This window comes from Lysinibacillus sp. NPDC093190 (genome assembly GCF_050280425.1).
GTDB lineage: Bacteria > Bacillota > Bacilli > Bacillales_A > Planococcaceae > Lysinibacillus.
In genome coordinates this window covers 54,958-74,542 of the sequence record NZ_JBNNVG010000027.1, presented here as the reverse complement: position 1 = coordinate 74,542, position 19,585 = coordinate 54,958, and the positions used below count along the sequence as shown (strand labels likewise).

Genomic DNA, 19,585 nt, shown 5'->3' with positions numbered 1-19,585 from the left:
GTCACACCCGTTCCCATACCGAACACGGAAGTTAAGCTCTTTAGCGCCGATGGTAGTTGGGGGCTTCCCCCTGTGAGAGTAGGACGTCGCTAGGCGCAAAAAGTCGCTGCTGACAAACTCAGTAGTGGCTTTTTTTTATATCCAAAAGAATATAATAATAGCAATATATAAAGGAGACATTTCAACCAAGTGATTGATGAAATGTCTCTTTACTATATTTTATACAGTTGCTGCTCGTAGCTCTATACGACGAATCTTACCAGAAGTTGTTTTTGGTAGTTCATCAATAAAGACAATACTACGAGGATATTTATAAGGTGCTGTTAATGCTTTAACGTGCTCCTGTAGTTCTTTTATTAACTCGTCCTCATCACGATCTCTGAAGCCTTCTCGCAAAATGACAAAGGCTTTAACAATATGCCCTCTAATTTCATCTGGTGCTGCGACTACAGCACATTCTTGGACAGCATCATGTTTATTTAAAGCATCCTCTACCTCAAATGGCCCAATTGTATAACCTGATGAAATAATGATGTCATCTCCTCGACCTTCAAACCAGAAGTAGCCGTCTTCATCGCATTTGGCTTGGTCACTAGTAATATACCAATCTCCACGGAAGGCAGCTCGTGTACGTTCGGGCTCACGATAATACTCTTTAAATAGAGCAGGAGATGATTTGTGTACTGCAATATCTCCAACTTCTCCAATCGGTGCCTCGTTGCCTTCATGATCTATAATACGGACAATATTGCCTGGGGTAGGAACACCCATTGAACCCGGACGTAACTCAGTATTTTCAAGTGTGCCGATTAATAAAGTATTTTCCGTTTGGCCATAGCCATCGCGCACTTTAAGACCAAAGTTGTTCATAAATGTTTCGATAACTGGTCGATTTAATGGTTCACCAGCAGAAACAGCGCTACGTAGAGATGATAGATTATAGTCTTTTAAATTATCAAGCTTCGCCATAATTCGATATTCCGTTGGAGTACAGCATAAAACATTGACCTTTTCATCTTGAAGCAGTTGAAGGTATGTTTTTGCATCAAATCCTCCGTGGTATACAAATGCAGTTGCGCCCAGCATAATAGTCGATAAAAAGGGGCTCCAAATCCATTTTTGCCACCCTGGAGCTGCAGTAGCCCAAACTAAGTCACCTTCACGTACACAAAGCCATTGAGAAGCAGCGGTTCTAATATGTGCATATCCCCATCCATGTGAATGGACAACACCTTTTGGCTTGCCAGTGGTGCCAGATGTATAAGAAAGAAATGCCATATCGTCTCTTTTAGTAGCAGCAGCTGTAAATGTATCTGGTTGTGTACTTGCCAATTTATCTAAAGATGTCCAATCACCTGTAACAGTACCTATAACCAATTTATTATTTAAAGCCTCTACTGAAGAAGTAATACGATCTACCTCACTAGTGAATGCTTCATAGGTAATTACTGCCCTTGCAGAAGAGTGCTCCATACGATACTCTAAATCACTTGCACGTAACATTTCTGAACATGAAATAGGAACAATTCCAGCCTTTAGACAGCCGAGGAAGACAAAATAAGCCTCAGGCAGACGTGGAATAATAACTAATACGCGATCTCCTTTTTGAAGCCCCTTCTTCGTCAAGGCATGCGCGTATTGATTCATTTTTTGAACAAGTTCAACATAGGAAATTGTTCGGCGATCCTGTTGAGTATTCAACCATCGTATTGCTTGACGATCGCAATCGCGGGAAAATTTCTCCAATTCCTCTGTAATATTATAGAATTCTGGTGCAATTAAATCGTTTGTTACCATGTGAACATTCCTCCCCCAAACAAATTTAATAGAAAATTCATAAAACTATTTTCATTTTAACAATTACAATAATATACAGCAAGAATATTCTATACATAAAATAGAAATATTAGATTTAATAGAGAACTATTAGGTTTCTGGTTAATGTACAGGAAAGTTTCGACAAAAAATATAATAATTTTCACAAAAAGTATTGCATAATTTATAATGCTTGCTATAATAATAAATGTATTAAAGAGGTTTTAAAAACCAAATTGAATAGTACTGTTCCGAAGTAGCTCAGTTGGTAGTAGCACCTGACTGTTAATCAGGTTGTCGCAGGTTCGAGTCCTGCCTTCGGAGCCATTTTTTTGCCCATTTTTAAGATAATGATGTTATACATATAATAAATTATAAAAAAATGTTGCATTGAAAAGAAAGTAATGTTAATATAAATATTGTCTTGTTTGAGACATAAGAAATGGCCCCTTGGTCAAGTGGTTAAGACACCGCCCTTTCACGGCGGTAACACGGGTTCGAATCCCGTAGGGGTCACCATTTTTAAAGCAATGTAGTAATGCAAAGGCTTAAAAAGAAAATAAACTGTGAAGAAATAAACACCTGTTTCTATGGAGGATTAGCTCAGCTGGGAGAGCATCTGCCTTACAAGCAGAGGGTCGGCGGTTCGAGCCCGTCATCCTCCACCATAATGTGTTATTTCGGAGGGGTAGCGAAGTGGCTAAACGCGGCGGACTGTAAATCCGCTCCTTAGGGTTCGGCGGTTCGAATCCGTCCCCCTCCACCAGTTTTTTTATAAATGATTGGGGTATAGCCAAGCGGTAAGGCAACGGATTTTGATTCCGTCATGCCTAGGTTCGAATCCTAGTACCCCAGCCATTTTTATTTTTTGAGCCATTAGCTCAGTTGGTAGAGCATCTGACTTTTAATCAGAGGGTCGAAGGTTCGAGTCCTTCATGGCTCACTTTTATAGAATAAAGCATATTCAAAAGTGTAACATTAACTACAGATACTAATCTCTTGCTGAAAACAGCAGGAGATTTTTTTATATTCTTTTTAATTGTATAAATATTCATAAAATTGTAAGGTTGAGCCAGAGAGGATATAGGCTTTACAATAGTCTTATAACTTAAAGGGGGTATGAAAAGATGAATAAACTAAATATTTCTATTATTGGGGTACCAACTGATTATGGGCAAACTCGCAGAGGGGTAGATATGGGGCCAAGTGCTATCCGTTACGCAGGTGTTGTAGAGCGCTTAGAAGCTATTGGGCATGTAGTACATGATCAAGGGGATATACGTGTTAGTCAAAATCAAGAAGGCACTATTGTTGATAAACAGCTACTTAATTTAGAGGAAGTTATCGATGTAAGTACATCCTTAGCAAACAGTGTAAATGAAGCAATTGAACAAAAGGAGTTTCCGCTTGTACTTGGTGGCGACCATAGCATTGCTATTGGCACACTTGCAGGGCTTGGTGAGCATTATAAAAATTTAGGTGTTATTTGGTTTGATGCGCATGCTGACCTAAACACACCTGAAACGACACCGTCTGGCAATATACATGGTATGCCGTTAGCTGTTAGCATTGGGCTCGGTCATGAACGCTTAGTGAAAATTAGTAATGATGTACCAAAAATTAAACCTGAAAACGTCATTATTATTGGAGCACGCTCCGTAGATCCAGGAGAACGTGAATTAATAAGTCAGCAAGGAATCAAAGTTTATACAATGCACGAGGTAGATCGTCTTGGAATGACACGTGTAATGGAAGACGCTCTTGCTTATTTAAAAGAGCGTAATGTAGATGGTTTGCATCTTTCACTTGATTTAGATGGATTAGATCCACTTTATACTCCAGGAGTTGGGACACCTGTACCTGGTGGTATTACATATCGAGAAAGCCATTTGGCGATGGAGATGCTTCAGGAATCAGGTATGCTAACATCTGCTGAATTTGTTGAGGTTAATCCAATTTTAGATGAAAAGAATAGAACAGCTGATGTTGCGGTAGCGTTAATGGGCTCCTTATTTGGTGAAACCCTAGTTTAAAGAAATTTGACAAAAAATTGCCTATTGCCACAATGTATAAAAATCTTTTGCTATAATTAATAACAAAATGAAACTTTTCTTATCGATGGGCCGTAAAGTATAAGACAGTTGTAAAGGTGGAGAAATCAACACAATGGATGCGTTAGTAAACAAGAAAATAAAACAAGTGCTTAAAGGCGATCAAAACGCATTTGCAGATATTGTGAGTCTCTATCAGCACAAACTGTACCAAGTATGCTATAGGATGTTAGGGAACAAACAAGAATCTGAGGACATTGCACAAGAAGCGTTTGTTCGTGCCTATATGAACTTGCATACTTTTGATCAGAAAAGAAAATTTTCAACGTGGCTTTATCGCATAGCGACAAACCTTTGTATAGACCGTATCCGGAAGAAAAAGCCGGATTACTATTTAGATGCGGAAGTAGCTGGTACAGAAGGGCTCGATATGTATTCGCAGATTGCAGCAGATGACCAGCTACCGGAGGAACAAATAGAGCAAATGGAATTGCAAGATCGCATTCAATATGAGATTGGACGTTTGCCGGATAAATATCGTTCAGTTATAGTATTGAAATATATTGAAGAATTATCATTACAGGAAATTAGCGAGATTTTAGATATGCCTCTTGGAACGGTGAAAACGCGGATTCACCGCGGACGTGAAGCATTACGTAAGCAATTAAACAATCTGTAGGAGGGAAGCGTCATGAATACTTGTCCAGAGCATGTAATAGACTATATCCATGATTATTTAGATGGTGACATTAGTCGTGAGCATGAGCAAGAGTTAAAACGACATTTGCATACATGCAGTGATTGTAAACAATTGATGCAGGAATTAAGTGAAACAATCGCCTTTGTGAAGAGTGCTTCCCATATTACAGCGCCTCCGCATTTTGAAGAAGCCGTGATGGCTCGTTTACCGAAACCCAAAAGTCGTGTAGGCATGCAAAAGTGGATTCGCCGGCATCCATTCTTTGTGGCAGCAGCAGTTTTTTGTTTATTCATGAGTGCAACTTTACTAGGTAGTTTCATGGATGACCAACAGTTCTCTGTGACCAAACAGCCAAACCTAGTTGTTGAAGGTCAAACGGTTATTGTGCCGAAGGGAGAAGTTGTAAAAGGCGATATTGTTGTTAAAAATGGTGATTTAATTGTTGAGGGTGAAGTGGATGGCAATGTCACTGTTATTAATGGACAGTATATGGCATCTTCGGCAGTTGTTTCAGGAAAAATAGAAGAAATTGACGAAGTATTCGAATGGCTTTGGTATACGATTAAAAATTCAGTGAAGTCTGCTGTAACATTCGAGGAGAAGCAAGCAACTAAATAACACTCTATACGTCCTAATAGATAGTGCACGTGAGAGGCTGAATGGTCTACTCTTATGAGTAGACTTTTTATTTGAAAAAAGTTACATTTGTTAAGAATGTGCTATACTTAAATGTGTATGGATTCGCAATGAAAAGTGGGGGATGCCACGTGCAAATTATCGAACATTTCGCTAATTTAACACCTGTGAATATTGTTATTAACTTATTAGATGTACTGCTCGTATGGTATGTTGTTTATAAAATTTTAACCCTCATTAAAGGTACGAAGGCTGTCCAATTATTAAAAGGAATTTTCGTAATTATTATTGCGCGCCTTGTTACAGACTTTTTAGGGTTAGAAACATTAGGTTGGATGTTAAAACAAGTTATCGAATTCGGTTTCTTGGCAATTATTATCATTTTCCAACCTGAAATAAGACGTGGTCTTGAACAAATTGGTAGAGGTAAATTATTTCAGCGTTCAATTAGTCAAGTCGAGGAAGAACAAACAAGGCTTGTTGAAGCTATGAAGAAATCTGTTAGTTATATGGCCAAACGTCGTATAGGGGCGTTAATTTCTATTGAAAAAGAAACTGGTCTAAATGAATATATCGAAACGGGCATAGGTCTAAATGCTGAGATTTCATCTGAGTTACTTATCAACATTTTTATACCTAATACACCACTTCATGATGGGGCAGTTATCATGCAGAAAGATAAAATATCGGCAGCAGCTTGTTATTTACCGCTTTCTGAGAGTCCGTTTATCTCAAAAGAGCTTGGGACACGCCACCGTGCTGCACTTGGATTAAGTGAAGTGACAGATGCCATTACTATTGTCGTATCAGAGGAAACTGGTGCCATTAGTATTACACTAAATGGTAATTTGCATCGAAATCTTTCTTTAGAGGAATTCGAGGAACTGTTACGTAAAATGTGGTTTGGATCAGCACAGGAATCAAATGCAGCCTCTAAGTTAACTTGGAGGGGGAAAAAGAATGGATAAAATGATGGATAGCCCATGGGTGTTACGAATCATCGCACTATTTTTAGCATTGTTGTTATTTTTCTCCGTGCGTACCGAATTATCTCCTACAAATAAAACAATAACGAGTGAGCAAACAGAGGTAATTCGTGATGTACCGGTAGATGTTTTTTATGACGATAAGAATCTCATTGTAACAGGGATACCAAAGACAGTAGATGTTACAATAAAAGGTCCAATGCCACTTGTTATTCAAACAAAGGCAACGAAAGATTTTTCTGTATTTGTGGATTTGAGTAAATTACTTATAGGTAAGCATAATGTTAAACTACAATACGAAAATATTTCTGATAAGTTGCAAGTTACATTAGACCCTGCGACTGTAAATGTAAACATTGAAGAAAAGGTCACACAAGAGTTTCGTGTTGACCCTGAGATGAGTAATCGTTTAATTGAAGAAGGATATATTTTAAACGGCATGACTGCTAATCCAGCTACGGTGTATGTTACAGGTGCCAAAAGTGCAATTGAAAGCATTAGCTATGTAAAAGCTACTGTAACAGGTGAACAAGGCTTGAAAGAACCGTTCTCACAGGTAGCGGCCGTTAAAGTACTAGATCGCGATTTAAATAAGTTAGACGTGACGATTGAACCGGGAACTGTGAAGGTACAAGTAGATATTGGAGCATACAGCAGAGAGTTACCTGTTGTGCTGAAGGAAATAGGGAAAGCGGCGAATGATATTACCGTCAACCAATTAACATTAAGTCCTACAAAGGTGAGGGTATACGGTAGAAAATCTATCATAGATGCTTTAGCAGCAATACCACTAGAGGTTGACCTGTCAAAAATTACAGAATCAAAAACTTATGAATTTGATGTAAAATTACCAGAAGGTGTGACAAAAATATCTGAACCAAAAATAAAAGTCAAAGCAGATATTACGAAGGTAGAGCAGGAAAAAACAACAACAACGACTACTCCTCCTACTCCTCCTACACCTACTCCTTCGAACCCTTCGGAGGATTCTAGCACTCCTTCTGAGAACGATACGTCACCTACTGAGAAAACAGAAGATATTGATTCTTAAACAAGAACTGACTATAATTTTATTTTGATTCAGTAGAGATTTCGTTCTCTATCGGTAAGGGTACTCATTTTCGGATTAGAAACATTAACAAGAAAAAGTTGCTCAGGCTAAAATCAAAATACCCTATGCTAAATTTATCTGTGCCGATTTACAAGTCCAGATAAATTACATGGGGGCATAAATTAATAGTTACCAAGGAATGAACGAAAATAGACTTTTCCAAAAGTAAGCAGACGAGCGGTCTAGTTGTCAGTGTAGACAAGCGTGACTACCGTCTTGCATTGAAGGAGAGAATAATCAAAATGGGTAAATATTTTGGAACAGATGGCGTCCGTGGCGTCGCGAATAGTGAATTAACACCGGAGCTTGCATTTAAACTTGGCCGCGTAGGTGGCTACGTTTTAACGAAAGATGCAACTGACCGTCCAAAGGTTTTAATCGGTCGTGACACACGTATTTCAGGTGAAATGCTTGAAGGTGCACTTGTAGCTGGTCTTTTATCAATCGGGGTAGAGGTAATGCGTCTTGGTGTTATTTCGACACCAGGTGTGGCTTACCTTACTCGAATTATGAGCGCAAATGCAGGCGTCATGATTTCAGCTTCACATAACCCAGTTGCTGACAATGGTATTAAATTTTTCGGTCCTGATGGCTTTAAGCTAACAGATGCACAAGAAGCCGAAATCGAAGCAATATTAGATGCGCAAGAAGATACATTGCCACGTCCAATCGGGGCTGATTTAGGTTCTGTGAGCGACTACTTCGAGGGTGGACAAAAATATATTCAATACTTAAAACAAACAGTGACTGAAGAATTTGATGGCATCCATGTAGCATTAGATTGTGCCCATGGTGCTACGTCTTCACTAGCTACACACCTATTTGCAGATTTAGAAGCGGATATCTCAACGATGGGTGCCTCACCAACAGGCTTAAACATTAATGACGGTGTCGGCTCAACACATCCAGAAGGATTAGCTAAATTTGTCACAGAAAAGGGTGCTGATGTTGGTTTAGCATTTGATGGCGATGGTGATCGTTTAATTGCAGTAGATGAAAATGGTAAAATTGTTGATGGTGATCAAATTATGTTCATCATTGGGAAGCATTTGAATGCAGTTGGTCGCTTGAAAAAGCAAACAATCGTTTCGACGGTTATGAGTAACATGGGCTTCTATAAAGCTGTTGAAGATAATAACATGCATAGTGTACAAACAGCTGTAGGTGATCGTTATGTCGTGGAAGAAATGCGTGCTAATGATTATAATCTAGGTGGCGAGCAATCTGGTCATATTGTTTTCTTAGACTTTAACACAACTGGTGATGGCTTATTAACTGGTATTCAGATTGTCAACATTATGAAATCTACAGGTAAAAAACTGTCAGAGCTTGCTTCTGAAATGAAAATTTTCCCACAGCGTTTAGTCAACGTACGTGTAACAGACAAGCATGCTGTGACGGAAAATGCAAAAGTTGCTGCAGTGATTGCTGAGGTAGAAGCAGATATGGCTAGTAACGGTCGCGTGTTAGTGCGTCCTTCTGGTACTGAGCCTCTTGTACGAGTAATGGTGGAAGCAGCGACAGAGGAAGACTGCGAACATTACGTAGAGCGTATAGCAGATGTTGTACGTACTGAAATGGGCTTAACAGAATAAATAGTAACTCTTCAATAGTGGGTGATAAACACCTACTGAATGAAGAGTCAACTCGATTTCCTTTAATAGGAGGTCGAGTTTTTCTTTTTTATTGAAAGCTCTGCCAACGGAAAAATGAATGTTTTCGAAGAGAATGGGAACAGTAGTACAGAGTCACAATGACAAGGAGTGTTGTATTAACAATGGCTAAAATTGCTACAGTGATTACCAATATGTTTGAGGATGCTGAATATACGAGTCCTAAAGGAGCATTAGAAGCGGCAGGTCATGAACTAATAACGATTGATACGACAGCAGGCATTGAGGTAGAAGGTAAGAATGGAGAGAAAGTAAAGATTGATAAAGGGATCGATGAGGTAAATGCTTCAGAATTTGATGCATTGTTCATCCCTGGTGGTTTTTCTCCTGATATATTACGTGTAGATGATCGTATTGTGGCATTTGCAAAGGAGTTTATGGACGATATGAAACCAACCTTTGCTATTTGTCATGGACCTCAATTACTCATAACAGCAAAAACATTAAATGGTCGTGACGCAACTGGCTACAAATCAATTCGAGTAGATTTAGAAAATGCAGGTGCGATATTCCATGACGAAGAAGTGTTTGTTTGCCAAAAACAATTAGTAACGAGTCGCACACCGGAGGATCTACCAGCATTTAATCGAGAAATTGTAAAATTATTGGAGAGTAAAGAAGGCTAAGCATAAAAGGCACAAGTGAATTTACCTGTGCCTTTTATGTTAAAATCAATTACAACAATCCTACTTTTTTTTCAACGATATAATAGCATTGGTAATTTGCCCAAGTCCGATACCAATGATAATGCCAACACCAGCGCCGATTGCAGTGTCAATCCAGCCTCTGTCAAAAAAAGCTTCATATCCACCGCCAGATAGAAAACCACATAATCCGCCGATACCTAATCCTAAAAACAGGAAGCCACCATAAAATAACCCGATCGCCTCATAATCTGCGGGATCACGATTTTCGTAATATTGCTGGAAGCGTTCATTTAAATCCTCAGATTGCTCAGAGTTACTAGCGAATTTCAATTCCTCGCTAGCCCTATTAAAAGCTTCCTGCTCCGTAAAACCTTGTGACATCAAATCATTCATATAATCGCTCATATATAGTATCATGTCGTCTTGCGCCTCTCGTCCCTGATCGGAACGCCCTTTAAACTTGGACAGCTGCTGATCGATTTTACGTTTAGTTTGCCCACTTTTCTTGCGCAACTTTTCCATATAAGTCATTTCAGCGTCCTGCAAATAATTCTGGGATTGTTCTTTCGAAAAACGATTAATTCTCTCCTGCATTTCACGACTAAAGCTCATGCTTGTTCCCTCCATTATTTCTTAAAATTTCAATACGACTACTTAAAAAATCCCATTTAGCCCAGAAGGACATCAATTTTTCTCGCCCTTGTTCATTAAGCGTATAAAATTTCCTTGGTGGACCCATTTCAGATGGCTTTTTGACAATATTGACAAGACGATTTCTTTCTAACCGCATAAGTAACGCATAAACAGTGCCTTCAGCTATGCCCTCGAACCCCATTTGCGTGAGATATTTGACAATCTCATAACCATAAATTTCACCACGGCTGATGATTTCTAATACAATACCTTCTAAAACTCCTTTGAGCATTTCACTCAGATTATCCACGATCTCACCCCCAGGCTTAGCTTTACCTGTACTAAGCGTTGCTAAGTACTGTATATAGTATTGCTAAGTAGTGGCTTTGTCAAGCGATTAAAAAATGGGATTTTCGTTCAGATGCATATTTATTTTTGGATCAATTTATCTTCGGCTCGTGCAGGCCTAAGCACAAAGCCGATTCCGGACGCAATTATGCCGAGGTATAATTGAATAAGAATTTCAAGATAATGCTTTATAGCAGATTATTTGTCTACTTTCGTCACTAAAAAGTAGGATAAATAGGTGTTTTTTATAACGAAAATTTGACGTATAGCATATGATTGAGTATGATGGAGAAGTTGAATATGAGGTCCGACCTTATCATTTAACGAGAGCGTATAAGGAGGGAAGAAAGCGCAAAATCGGAAAACAATTATAGCGCCTGAGCTGGAGAAATTGGACGAAACTATCTTCAGCAGACGAGGTGGAGGTTTATCGAAAATTCGGCGGATACCTCCCAATCGACATACCCGATTGTCATTTTTCATTTTGAAAGCATTTGAGTGATTGAATGTACAGAAAATGAAAAAGGTATAGTTAAAGCAATAGATAAATCGAGCAACCTCATGTATCGAATGGTTATTATTCAGATGGCTGAATGAGTGCTAAGCATGTGTATGTATTAATTGCGCTTATTTTTTAAAAAAATAAGCATAGCTTTTACATTCACAAAAAAATCGATAGGTTGAGGTCTAGTTTGTCATTGCGTCAAATTGACAATATCGGAGGACAAGAAATTTATGTGTGGAATTGTAGGATATATTGGTGAATCAGATGCAAAGGAAATCTTATTAAAAGGTTTAGAGAAACTAGAGTACCGTGGCTATGACTCAGCGGGTATTGCAGTACGTAACGAAGATGGTGTAACAGTCTTCAAAGAAAAGGGGCGTATTGCAGATTTACGTGACGCAGTGGACGAGGACGTTGCTGCAAAAGTGGGTATTGGTCATACACGTTGGGCAACTCATGGTGTGCCAAACCGTTTGAATGCACACCCTCACCAAAGTACGTCTGGACGCTTTACGCTAGTACACAACGGGGTTATTGAAAACTATCATTTATTACAAAAAACATATTTAAAAGGTATTCCGATGAAATCTGATACAGACACAGAGGTCATCGTGCAATTAGTAGAGCTATTTGTGAAAGAAGGTTTAAGTACGGCTGAGGCGTTCCGTAAAACTTTATCTTTATTACATGGCTCTTACGCACTAGCTCTTTTAGATGCAGAAGCGGTTGATACAATTTTCGTTGCGAAAAACAAATCTCCACTTTTAGTAGGTGTTGGTGAAGACTTCAATGTTGTAGCTTCAGATGCGATGGCGATGCTACAGGTAACAGACCAATATGTGGAGCTACACGATAAAGAGGTCGTAATCGTACACAAAGCTAACGTTGAAATTACAAAGTTAGATGGTTCAATAGTAGAGCGTGCACCATATACAGCCGAGCTTGATATGAGCGATATTGAAAAAGGTACGTACCCTCACTATATGCTAAAAGAAATGGATGAGCAGCCAACAGTTATTCGTAAAATCATTCAAGCATACGAAGGTGAGAATGGCGAATTAACAATTGACGCTAATATTTTAGAAGCATTACGAGCAGCAGACCGTTTATATATTATTGCAGCCGGCACAAGCTATCACGCAGGTCTAATCGGTAAGCAATATTTCGAAAAAATGGCTGGTATTCCAGTGGAAGTTCATATTTCAAGTGAGTTCGGCTACAATATGCCGTTACTTTCAGAAAAACCGTTGTTTATCTTTATTACACAATCAGGTGAAACAGCAGATAGCCGTCAAGTACTTGTGAAAATTAAAGAGCTTGGTTACCCAACATTAACAATTACAAACGTACCTGGCTCTACACTATCACGTGAGGCGGACCATACACTTTTATTACATGCAGGCCCAGAAATTGCAGTAGCTTCTACAAAAGCGTATGTAGCGCAAGTAGCTGTACTTGCTCTAACAGCGTATGTAACGGCGAAGGCTAATGGCAAAGGCTTAGAGTTCGATTTAAAACAAGAACTTGCGATTGCAGCAAACGGTATCCAAACAATTATCGATTCAAAAGATGTATTAGAGGATATCGCTGAGGACTACTTAAAAATCGCGCGCAACGCATTCTTCATCGGCCGTAACATGGACTTCTATGTAAGTCTTGAGGGTGCCTTGAAGCTAAAAGAAATCTCTTACATCCAAGCAGAAGGCTTCGCAGGTGGCGAGTTAAAACACGGAACAATTGCCTTAATCGAAGAAGGTACACCAGTGTTTGCCATTGTTACACAAGAAGCAGTAGCATTAAACATCCGTGGTAATGTCAAAGAGGTAGCTGCGCGTGGAGCATACCCATGCATTATTGCAATGGCTGGCGTAGATGAAGACGGTGACCGTTTAATAATCCCTCATGTTCATGAATTATTAACACCACTTGTATCTGTAGTGCCATTACAGTTAATTAGCTATTACGCAGCACTACACCGTCGATGTGATGTGGATAAACCACGTAACTTGGCTAAATCGGTGACTGTTGAGTAACTTTATGCAGCTACAGGCTTCTTTTTGTTGATTTGAAATAAAGTCGTACCGTTTATAAAAAAGATGTACCGTTTAAAATAAAGTTATACCGTTTGTAAAAAAGTTGCACCGTTTTACCCCTTTGGATAATTTTAATCTAAAGGGGTGTTTTTATGTCAAAACGAACTAGAACATCTAAAGTCGAAAAGTGAATTAATTAAGGTCGTGGCTCTGGAGTCGGTGTGGATTATAAACCATGGTTAAACATTCAAGTGTAGATTTGAAATAAAGTTGTACCGTTTGTAAAAAAGATGTACCGTTTAAAATAAAGTTATACCGTTTGTAAAAAAGTTGCACCGTTTTACCCCTTTAGATAATATTAATCTAAAGGGGTGTTTTTATGTCAAAACGAACTAGAACATCTAAAGTAGAAAAGTGGATTAAAGAAGGTCGCGGCTCTGGAGTTGGAGCGGATTATAAACCATGGTTAAACATTCAAGATGTGTCTTCGAAAGGTCGGTCTACACGTTTAAAAGGTATTAAAACAAATAGACAGCATGAATTTCTATCAGATTTGGAACGAAATTACTTTTATTTAACTGAATATTCGGATTCTGTTGTTGATATTCGAGAACAATTTCCTTTATTGCCTTTGGAAGAAACAATTGTCATTAATTGATTCATATCAAGATCTTCACTTCTTAAATCACCAATCAATTCAAACCAAGAATCATTAAATTCTTTAATTCCATCCTCATTAATATCTGTCGGTTCTATAAAAACATCTATAAAGGCTACTTTTTCTTGGCTTAGAATTTCGCCTTGTTGAACATGTATATCTTCTTTATTAATCTTATTACCATTTGTAAAAGCCAGTTTTGTTTTCGAATCTACACCTAATTCTCTTGCCACGGCTCGTACACTTAAATTTTCATTGGCAAGTTCATTTAACCGTTGTTGCCAAGACTCACCAAAAGCCTTTACTCGTCCAATTTTAAAGATGTTCGTTCCCTGCTTTCTTGCATAAATAAATCCACATGAACATGTAAAAGTACCAATTAAATTTTTCGTTTTAAAATCCCTTGTTACGTCTACATCTTGAATAATGAACTGCTCATAATGTGATGCAGCCTTATTTAAGATTCGGTGCTAAAATACTGCGAACTACTTCAACTAAAGGCAAGATATAACTTTGGTTACCTTGCTTAACAATAAAACTTCTTGATACATCTTGATCATTAGTTCCTTGAAATATTAAAGAAAGCTTTTAATGAAAGTTATGGCACTATTGATACAACTAATATTAGCAATGATATTTATAGAAAATACTTAGACCAAATTAGTAAAAATAAGCGGCAATTTATTGACCCCCTATTATTAGACGATTTTGAAGAAGCTAATGAGCAGTTTATTAGAATATTCGAAACGTATAATAATATGTTGATGGAGCAGCATTTGCTAGATTTTGACGATATATTATATTATGCGTATAAACTTTTAACTGAAAAGCCTCAAATAGCAAAATCATATACCAGATTATATAAATATATTTGTGTAGACGAAGCACAAGACTTGAATTTTTCTCAATATGAGGTTTTAAAGGCTCTATGTAAAGATTTTAAAAATATTATGCTTGTTGGAGATCCTAAACAGAATATTTATGAATTTAATGGCTCAAAAAGTGAATATATGATGGAATATTTTCGAAAGGATTTTCAGCCAAAAGAATTTGAAATGCATGAGAATTTCAGGTCTTCAAGAATTATTGTGGAAGCTTCTCGAAGAATAGCTCAAGACTTAAGGCAACCATCTATCTATGAAAACTCATCTGTTTATCCTATAGAAGGGGAACTGATTATTAAAGATTTATTTAATGAGGTAGAAGAAGCACAATGGATTGTTGCAGAAATTAACCAACGTCTGACGAATGGGAACACTTATGATAATAGCGTCTCTCATGAAAATATAGCCATTATAGCTAGGAATAAGTATGTATTGAGCCATATTGAAAAAGAGTTGAAAAATTGTGGTATTCCTTTTAATAACAGAAGTGGAAATGGACTTGAAAGTGAATCTCCAGAAATAAAAATATTTGAATCAGGGCTTAAGCTTATTATTAATGAAAAAGATGCATTGAGTTTTAAAAGAATTTTAAGCCTTTTAGGTGTAAAGAAAAGTCAATATGATATTCAATGTAACTATTTAGAAGTAATTTTTGGTCTAGAGAAAGAAATTAATAATCAAATCGATTTAGATATATTTAAAGTATTAAAAACATCCTGGAAGATAATTATTGAAGATAATGAACGTTTTTCAAAAGCTATAGATTATATAGAAGTTGAGATGAAAAAAATATATAAAGAAGACTCAGAATTATATATGCTTTCGGAAGACATTATTTTATGGAAAAATCATTGGAAAAAGTATTGTAGTCAGACATCCTTCGGTAAGAGATCATTAAGACATTTTAGAAATCAAATAGCGCTAGGAAAGACTCAAAATTACAATAAAACGGGTGTTACATTATTAACAGTTCATATGGCAAAAGGACTTGAATATGACATTGTATTTTTAATGGGATTAAATGAAGGAGTATTTCCAGATTATAGAGCAAATACTTCTCGGAGATATAAAGAAGAGTTAAAGAATATGTTTGTAGCTTTAACTCGGGCTAAAAGAGTATGCTATTTAACCTATCCAAAACAGAAAATGATGCCATGGGGGAAAATTAAGGACCAGGAAGCGTCTAGATTTATTAAATTAATTCAACAATGAATTTAATTTTAATCAATCTTTTTTATAAAATAAATCTCTAGTTTAAATTAATCCACATATTTTGATCAATCTTTGTTCAAAATGTGTGGGTTTCTTCTATCATAAAATCAGCATTTGCAGCACGCTTTTAATCAAACTCTATTTCAAACCCACATCATGAGCATGTCCCGTAAAGGTACGCCCGCTGATAATGCCCCCAACATGACGTCCAATGACTTCTTCCTTGTGTATCCTTTACAATAGCGAGTATTTATTATTTTTAGTAAGTGAATACGACGTCAAAAAATATAGTTCGCACAGATTATGCACTCCACCTGATTTCAACTGGAGCTAGATGAAGATACCGAAGAAATGAAGCTTACTTTAAATATGGATTTTCCTACTAAAATCCATATCCAAATTCCACACCTCTACGTAGCGAAAGACTGCCTAAGCAGTCTTCTCACAAGTTTATCCTACATATGTTAGTTTTTTCGTTGTTTTTAAACACTTCATCAATTGTACCGCCACCAAGACATACTTCGCCGTCATATAAAACAACTGCTTGTCCCGGTGTAATGGCACGAACCGGTTCTTCAAATGTAATATGTGTACAGCCATCTTCTAAAATCTCCACTTCAACCGGAGTATCTGTTTGACGATAACGGAATTTCGCTGTGCAAAAAAATTTACGAGGTAATTTTTTTGTCGAAGTATAGCTCATTTTCACTGCTGTTAATGAAGTAGAATACAATGCATTATGGTGAAAACCTTGACCAACAAGCAATACATTACGTTCTAGGTCTTTTCCAAGAACAAACCATGGCTCACCGTCGCCACCAATACCAAGCCCGTGACGTTGACCAAGTGTATAGTACATTAGCCCGTCATGTTGTCCCATTACCACGCCGTCCATTGTCTCCATTTTTCCAGGTTGTGCTGGTAGGAATTGACTTAGGAACTCTTTAAAGTTACGTTCGCCAATGAAGCAAATGCCTGTTGAATCTTTCTTTTTCGCTGTTGCAAGACCTGCTTCTTCAGCAATTTCACGCACTTCTTTTTTCTCAATATCACCAATTGGGAACATAACATGTTTAAGCTGCTCCTGTGTTAATTGATTTAGGAAATACGTTTGGTCTTTATTTTCATCGACACCACGAAGCATTAATACTTCGCCATCACCACTCCGATCAATACGTGCATAGTGGCCCGTTGCCAGATAATCCGCACCAAGACTCATCGCATGTTCGAGGAAAGCTTTAAACTTAATTTCCTTATTGCACATAACGTCTGGATTTGGTGTGCGTCCTGCTTTATATTCTTCTAAAAAGTATGTGAAAACTTTATCCCAGTATTGCTTTTCAAAATTAACTGCATAATATGGAATACCAATTTGGTTACACACTTTAATAACATCATCATAGTCTTCTGTAGCTGTACAAACACCATTTTCGTCTGTATCATCCCAGTTTTTCATAAAAATCCCGATTACTTCATAGCCTTGTTGTTTTAACAGGTACGCAGCAACCGAAGAATCCACCCCACCTGACATGCCAACAACGACACGTATTTGCGAGGGGTCTTTTGTTTCTTTCATTAAGGTCACCTTTTCTTTTCTTAATTCACCAATCTTTTTTCAATAGCTGTTTTTTTTTCCACTGCCTGTTTTATATCTTCTTCTGTCAAGCCTTAACCGAAGCTAAAACGAATTCAAATACGTAATTTTTCAGCACCTTGTCCACACATTGCCACCAAGACAAGTAACGGGCCAATCGAAGCTTCCGTGCACGACGATCCACTTGATGCACAATTACCCGCCATATTAAGATTTACTAAAAACGATTCAACACATCCCAGCAAAGCTTACGTTGAATGCATGCGGCAACACATTTGCGTATCACCATTAACATGGAATGTAAGTGCTTCTTCTAAGCTTTTACTTCCGTGAATCCATTTCCTTTTCTCTACGCAATTTATCCGGTGTTACATCATTTCCTAGTGGATCGAGTACAGTCATTTTTGAAAAAGTTTCGCGAACTTGTCCGCGAATTTCGCGTAAGTAGTCTTTGCGTAATACTTGTTGCTCAATCCGTTCAGCACTTGTCAAACCTTCTTCACGCTGTTTTTTCGCTAATTCATTAATACGCCCTAAGTTATTTATCATCTTATTTCATCTCTATTCTCTTCATTAATTTTGCTTATAATTTATAGCATGAGTCACTTTTAAAGGTTTTGGTGCAAAAATATCTAAACAACAGCAATTGACCTCTAAAGCATGGACATTATATTCTGCTCCCACTTTTTTACAATAAAGAATAAATAAAATGACATATTTCCTGTACTCAACAGAAAATATGTCACTTACCCTTTATATGCCGAGTCTTCTCTTCTCATCACCTACAGTTGTTTTACCACTATGACCATTATATAAAACAACGTCATCTGGCAATGATAGAATCAAATTTAAACTTTGTATCAAGTCCTGTTCATTTCCACCTTCATACTGAGTGGTTCCAATACTACCTTTAAAGATTGTATCACCAACAAATGCTACTTTATCCTGTGCATTATAATACATAACTTGATCCATTGCATGACCTGGTGTATGTGTCATCGTCACTTTAAAATCTGAATTAGCAGACAGTTCAAACGTTTCACCTGATTGTACATAGTGCACATCATCAACTATGATATGTCTATTGCATAAAGCTGACAAGTTCATTCTCGCATTTTGCATATATTCCCGTCCGAGTTCGTGCATGTAAACAGGGATATTTAATTCATTTCTAATTTTATCGACTGCACCTATGTGATCAAAATGTCCATGTGTTAATAATATTTTTTCGATATGATAACCGTTGGATTCTATCACATGTAATATTTTTTCTGCTTCTGCACCGGGATCAAATAAAAACCCATGTTTCGTATCCTGATCAATATATAAAAATGCATTTGCATAAAATACATCTTTTACTGTTAATTGATGTACAACGCTTCGATTATTAATTACATCCATCAATACCACAGCTCATTCCTGATAAATCATTATTCTGACTATCATCCTGCATTGCTTCTTTTAAAGCCATTTTAAATGTTTCGACATTCTGAGCACCACTCAAAGTGATTTCTCCATTAATCAAGAAGTAAGGTACACCTCGGACTCCCATTAAATGTGCCTGCTTTTCATCTTTACGTACATCACTTTCAAATTCATTGGAATTCAAAACTTTTTCTACTTCATTTTCATCTAGTCCATTTTTTACAGCAATTTCTTTTAGTACATTTTTATCGCTCAACTCTAAATTATCAGTGAAATAGGCTTTGAATAAATCTTTTGCAATCGTTTTGTTTCCCTGTTTTGCTGCATAATGTGTTAAGCGATGAGCATCCATTGTGTTTGTATATCGTGTAGTATAATATTTGAAATCAATACCTTCGTTTTTACCATACTGCTCTATTTGTCTAATTCTTTCTGCCGCCATACTATTAGATAGACCATATTTTTTTGCGAAACGATCTTCTGTATTGGATATGACTTCGTAACTAGCGTTAGGATCTAATTCGAAACTTCTCATTTCAATATTTACTTGATCTTTAATTCCTAGCTCATTCATTGCTTTTTCCAATCTTGCTTCTCCAATATAACAGAAGGGACATGCATAATCTGACCATATTTCAATTTTCATTTTTATTACCTCTTTTCAAATTTTGATA

The 19,585-nt window shown here is 37.3% G+C and carries 16 protein-coding genes, 6 tRNA genes, 1 rRNA gene and 2 pseudogenes; 17 read left to right on the top strand and 8 right to left on the bottom strand.

Annotation, left to right across the window (positions count from 1 at the left end; all coding sequences use genetic code 11):
* Positions 1 to 95 (top strand): 5S ribosomal RNA (rrf, locus tag ACQKOF_RS19190); the annotation flags it as partial.
* A gap of 124 nt (positions 96 to 219) precedes the next feature.
* On the opposite strand, the gene mbcS is transcribed toward rrf, so the two are convergent.
* Positions 220 to 1,797, bottom strand: a complete 1,578-nt coding sequence (mbcS, locus tag ACQKOF_RS19185; RefSeq protein WP_427560425.1) for an acyl-CoA synthetase MbcS — start codon at positions 1,795 to 1,797, stop codon at positions 220 to 222.
* A 268-nt stretch (positions 1,798 to 2,065) separates the two neighbouring features.
* Here mbcS and ACQKOF_RS19180 point away from each other — a divergent pair.
* The 13 genes from ACQKOF_RS19180 (at position 2,066) to ACQKOF_RS19120 (ending at position 9,598) form a co-directional block, all read left to right on the top strand.
* Positions 2,066 to 2,142: transfer RNA gene (locus ACQKOF_RS19180), tRNA-Asn, on the top strand.
* A 117-nt stretch (positions 2,143 to 2,259) separates the two neighbouring features.
* Positions 2,260 to 2,334 (top strand) — tRNA-Glu (locus ACQKOF_RS19175).
* A 73-nt stretch (positions 2,335 to 2,407) separates the two neighbouring features.
* Positions 2,408 to 2,483: transfer RNA gene (locus ACQKOF_RS19170), tRNA-Val, on the top strand.
* Between the two features lie 14 nt (positions 2,484 to 2,497).
* Positions 2,498 to 2,581, top strand: a tRNA-Tyr gene (locus ACQKOF_RS19165).
* A gap of 17 nt (positions 2,582 to 2,598) precedes the next feature.
* Positions 2,599 to 2,673: transfer RNA gene (locus ACQKOF_RS19160), tRNA-Gln, on the top strand.
* 12 nt (positions 2,674 to 2,685) lie between these two features.
* Positions 2,686 to 2,758 (top strand) — tRNA-Lys (locus tag ACQKOF_RS19155).
* Between the two features lie 184 nt (positions 2,759 to 2,942).
* Positions 2,943 to 3,848, top strand: a complete 906-nt coding sequence (rocF, locus tag ACQKOF_RS19150) for an arginase (protein WP_427560422.1) — start codon at positions 2,943 to 2,945, stop codon at positions 3,846 to 3,848.
* A 133-nt stretch (positions 3,849 to 3,981) separates the two neighbouring features.
* Positions 3,982 to 4,545 (top strand): RNA polymerase sigma factor SigW, encoded by a 564-nt coding sequence (gene sigW / locus ACQKOF_RS19145; protein ID WP_370048520.1) that lies wholly within the window; start codon positions 3,982 to 3,984, stop codon positions 4,543 to 4,545.
* Between the two features lie 12 nt (positions 4,546 to 4,557).
* Entirely contained in the window at positions 4,558 to 5,184 is a 627-nt protein-coding gene (locus tag ACQKOF_RS19140) for a zf-HC2 domain-containing protein (protein ID WP_400725301.1), read from the top strand.
* A gap of 149 nt (positions 5,185 to 5,333) precedes the next feature.
* Positions 5,334 to 6,170, top strand: a complete 837-nt coding sequence (gene cdaA, locus ACQKOF_RS19135; RefSeq protein WP_370048516.1) for a diadenylate cyclase CdaA — start codon at positions 5,334 to 5,336, stop codon at positions 6,168 to 6,170.
* A complete protein-coding gene (locus ACQKOF_RS19130; RefSeq protein WP_427560417.1) occupies positions 6,163 to 7,239 on the top strand; it encodes a CdaR family protein in 1,077 nt (358 codons plus the stop codon). Before cdaA ends, ACQKOF_RS19130 begins: the two co-directional genes overlap by 8 nt.
* A 302-nt stretch (positions 7,240 to 7,541) precedes the next feature.
* Positions 7,542 to 8,894 carry a phosphoglucosamine mutase gene (gene glmM / locus ACQKOF_RS19125; RefSeq protein ID WP_427560414.1) on the top strand — a complete coding sequence of 451 codons (1,353 nt, stop codon included), beginning with the start codon at positions 7,542 to 7,544 and terminating at the stop codon, positions 8,892 to 8,894.
* A gap of 182 nt (positions 8,895 to 9,076) precedes the next feature.
* Positions 9,077 to 9,598, top strand: coding sequence for a type 1 glutamine amidotransferase domain-containing protein (locus ACQKOF_RS19120; protein WP_427560412.1), 522 nt, complete (start codon positions 9,077 to 9,079; stop codon positions 9,596 to 9,598).
* A 60-nt stretch (positions 9,599 to 9,658) separates the two neighbouring features.
* On the opposite strand, the gene ACQKOF_RS19115 is transcribed toward ACQKOF_RS19120, so the two are convergent.
* Both ACQKOF_RS19115 and ACQKOF_RS19110 read right to left on the bottom strand, forming a co-directional pair.
* Entirely contained in the window at positions 9,659 to 10,231 is a 573-nt protein-coding gene (locus ACQKOF_RS19115; protein ID WP_427560409.1) for a hypothetical protein, read from the bottom strand.
* Positions 10,221 to 10,562, bottom strand: coding sequence for a PadR family transcriptional regulator (locus tag ACQKOF_RS19110; protein WP_387084696.1), 342 nt, complete (start codon positions 10,560 to 10,562; stop codon positions 10,221 to 10,223). Before ACQKOF_RS19110 ends, ACQKOF_RS19115 begins: the two co-directional genes overlap by 11 nt.
* A gap of 773 nt (positions 10,563 to 11,335) precedes the next feature.
* On the opposite strand from ACQKOF_RS19110, the gene glmS reads away from it, so the two are divergent.
* Positions 11,336 to 13,138 (top strand): glutamine--fructose-6-phosphate transaminase (isomerizing), encoded by a 1,803-nt coding sequence (glmS, locus tag ACQKOF_RS19105; RefSeq protein ID WP_427560407.1) that lies wholly within the window; start codon positions 11,336 to 11,338, stop codon positions 13,136 to 13,138.
* A 379-nt stretch (positions 13,139 to 13,517) separates the two neighbouring features.
* A pseudogene (locus ACQKOF_RS19100) lies at positions 13,518 to 13,790 on the top strand (heteromeric transposase endonuclease subunit TnsA); the annotation flags it as partial.
* Here ACQKOF_RS19100 and ACQKOF_RS19095 read toward each other — a convergent pair.
* Entirely contained in the window at positions 13,709 to 14,221 is a 513-nt protein-coding gene (locus tag ACQKOF_RS19095; RefSeq protein ID WP_402873350.1) for a TnsD family Tn7-like transposition protein, read from the bottom strand. The pseudogene ACQKOF_RS19100 and the gene ACQKOF_RS19095 overlap by 82 nt on opposite strands.
* Before the next feature lie 147 nt (positions 14,222 to 14,368).
* Here ACQKOF_RS19095 and ACQKOF_RS19090 point away from each other — a divergent pair, with 147 nt between their 5' ends.
* Complete coding sequence (locus ACQKOF_RS19090) at positions 14,369 to 15,892, top strand: ATP-dependent helicase (RefSeq protein ID WP_427560440.1); 1,524 nt, start codon at positions 14,369 to 14,371, stop codon at positions 15,890 to 15,892.
* 450 nt (positions 15,893 to 16,342) lie between these two features.
* Here ACQKOF_RS19090 and mnmA read toward each other — a convergent pair.
* From mnmA to ACQKOF_RS19070, 4 genes and pseudogenes are all read right to left on the bottom strand, one after another.
* A pseudogene (gene mnmA / locus ACQKOF_RS19085) lies at positions 16,343 to 17,468 on the bottom strand (tRNA 2-thiouridine(34) synthase MnmA).
* Positions 17,469 to 17,807: 339 nt separating this feature from the next.
* Positions 17,808 to 18,035, bottom strand: coding sequence for a DUF896 domain-containing protein (locus tag ACQKOF_RS19080; RefSeq protein WP_427560404.1), 228 nt, complete (start codon positions 18,033 to 18,035; stop codon positions 17,808 to 17,810).
* A gap of 204 nt (positions 18,036 to 18,239) precedes the next feature.
* Positions 18,240 to 18,887 carry an MBL fold metallo-hydrolase gene (locus ACQKOF_RS19075; RefSeq protein WP_370077360.1) on the bottom strand — a complete coding sequence of 216 codons (648 nt, stop codon included), beginning with the start codon at positions 18,885 to 18,887 and terminating at the stop codon, positions 18,240 to 18,242.
* Positions 18,874 to 19,557: a DsbA family oxidoreductase gene (locus tag ACQKOF_RS19070; RefSeq protein WP_427560401.1), complete on the bottom strand. Its 684-nt coding sequence runs from the start codon at positions 19,555 to 19,557 to the stop codon at positions 18,874 to 18,876. The genes ACQKOF_RS19075 and ACQKOF_RS19070 overlap by 14 nt, the downstream gene beginning before the upstream one ends.
* Between the last annotated feature and the right edge of the window lie 28 nt (positions 19,558 to 19,585).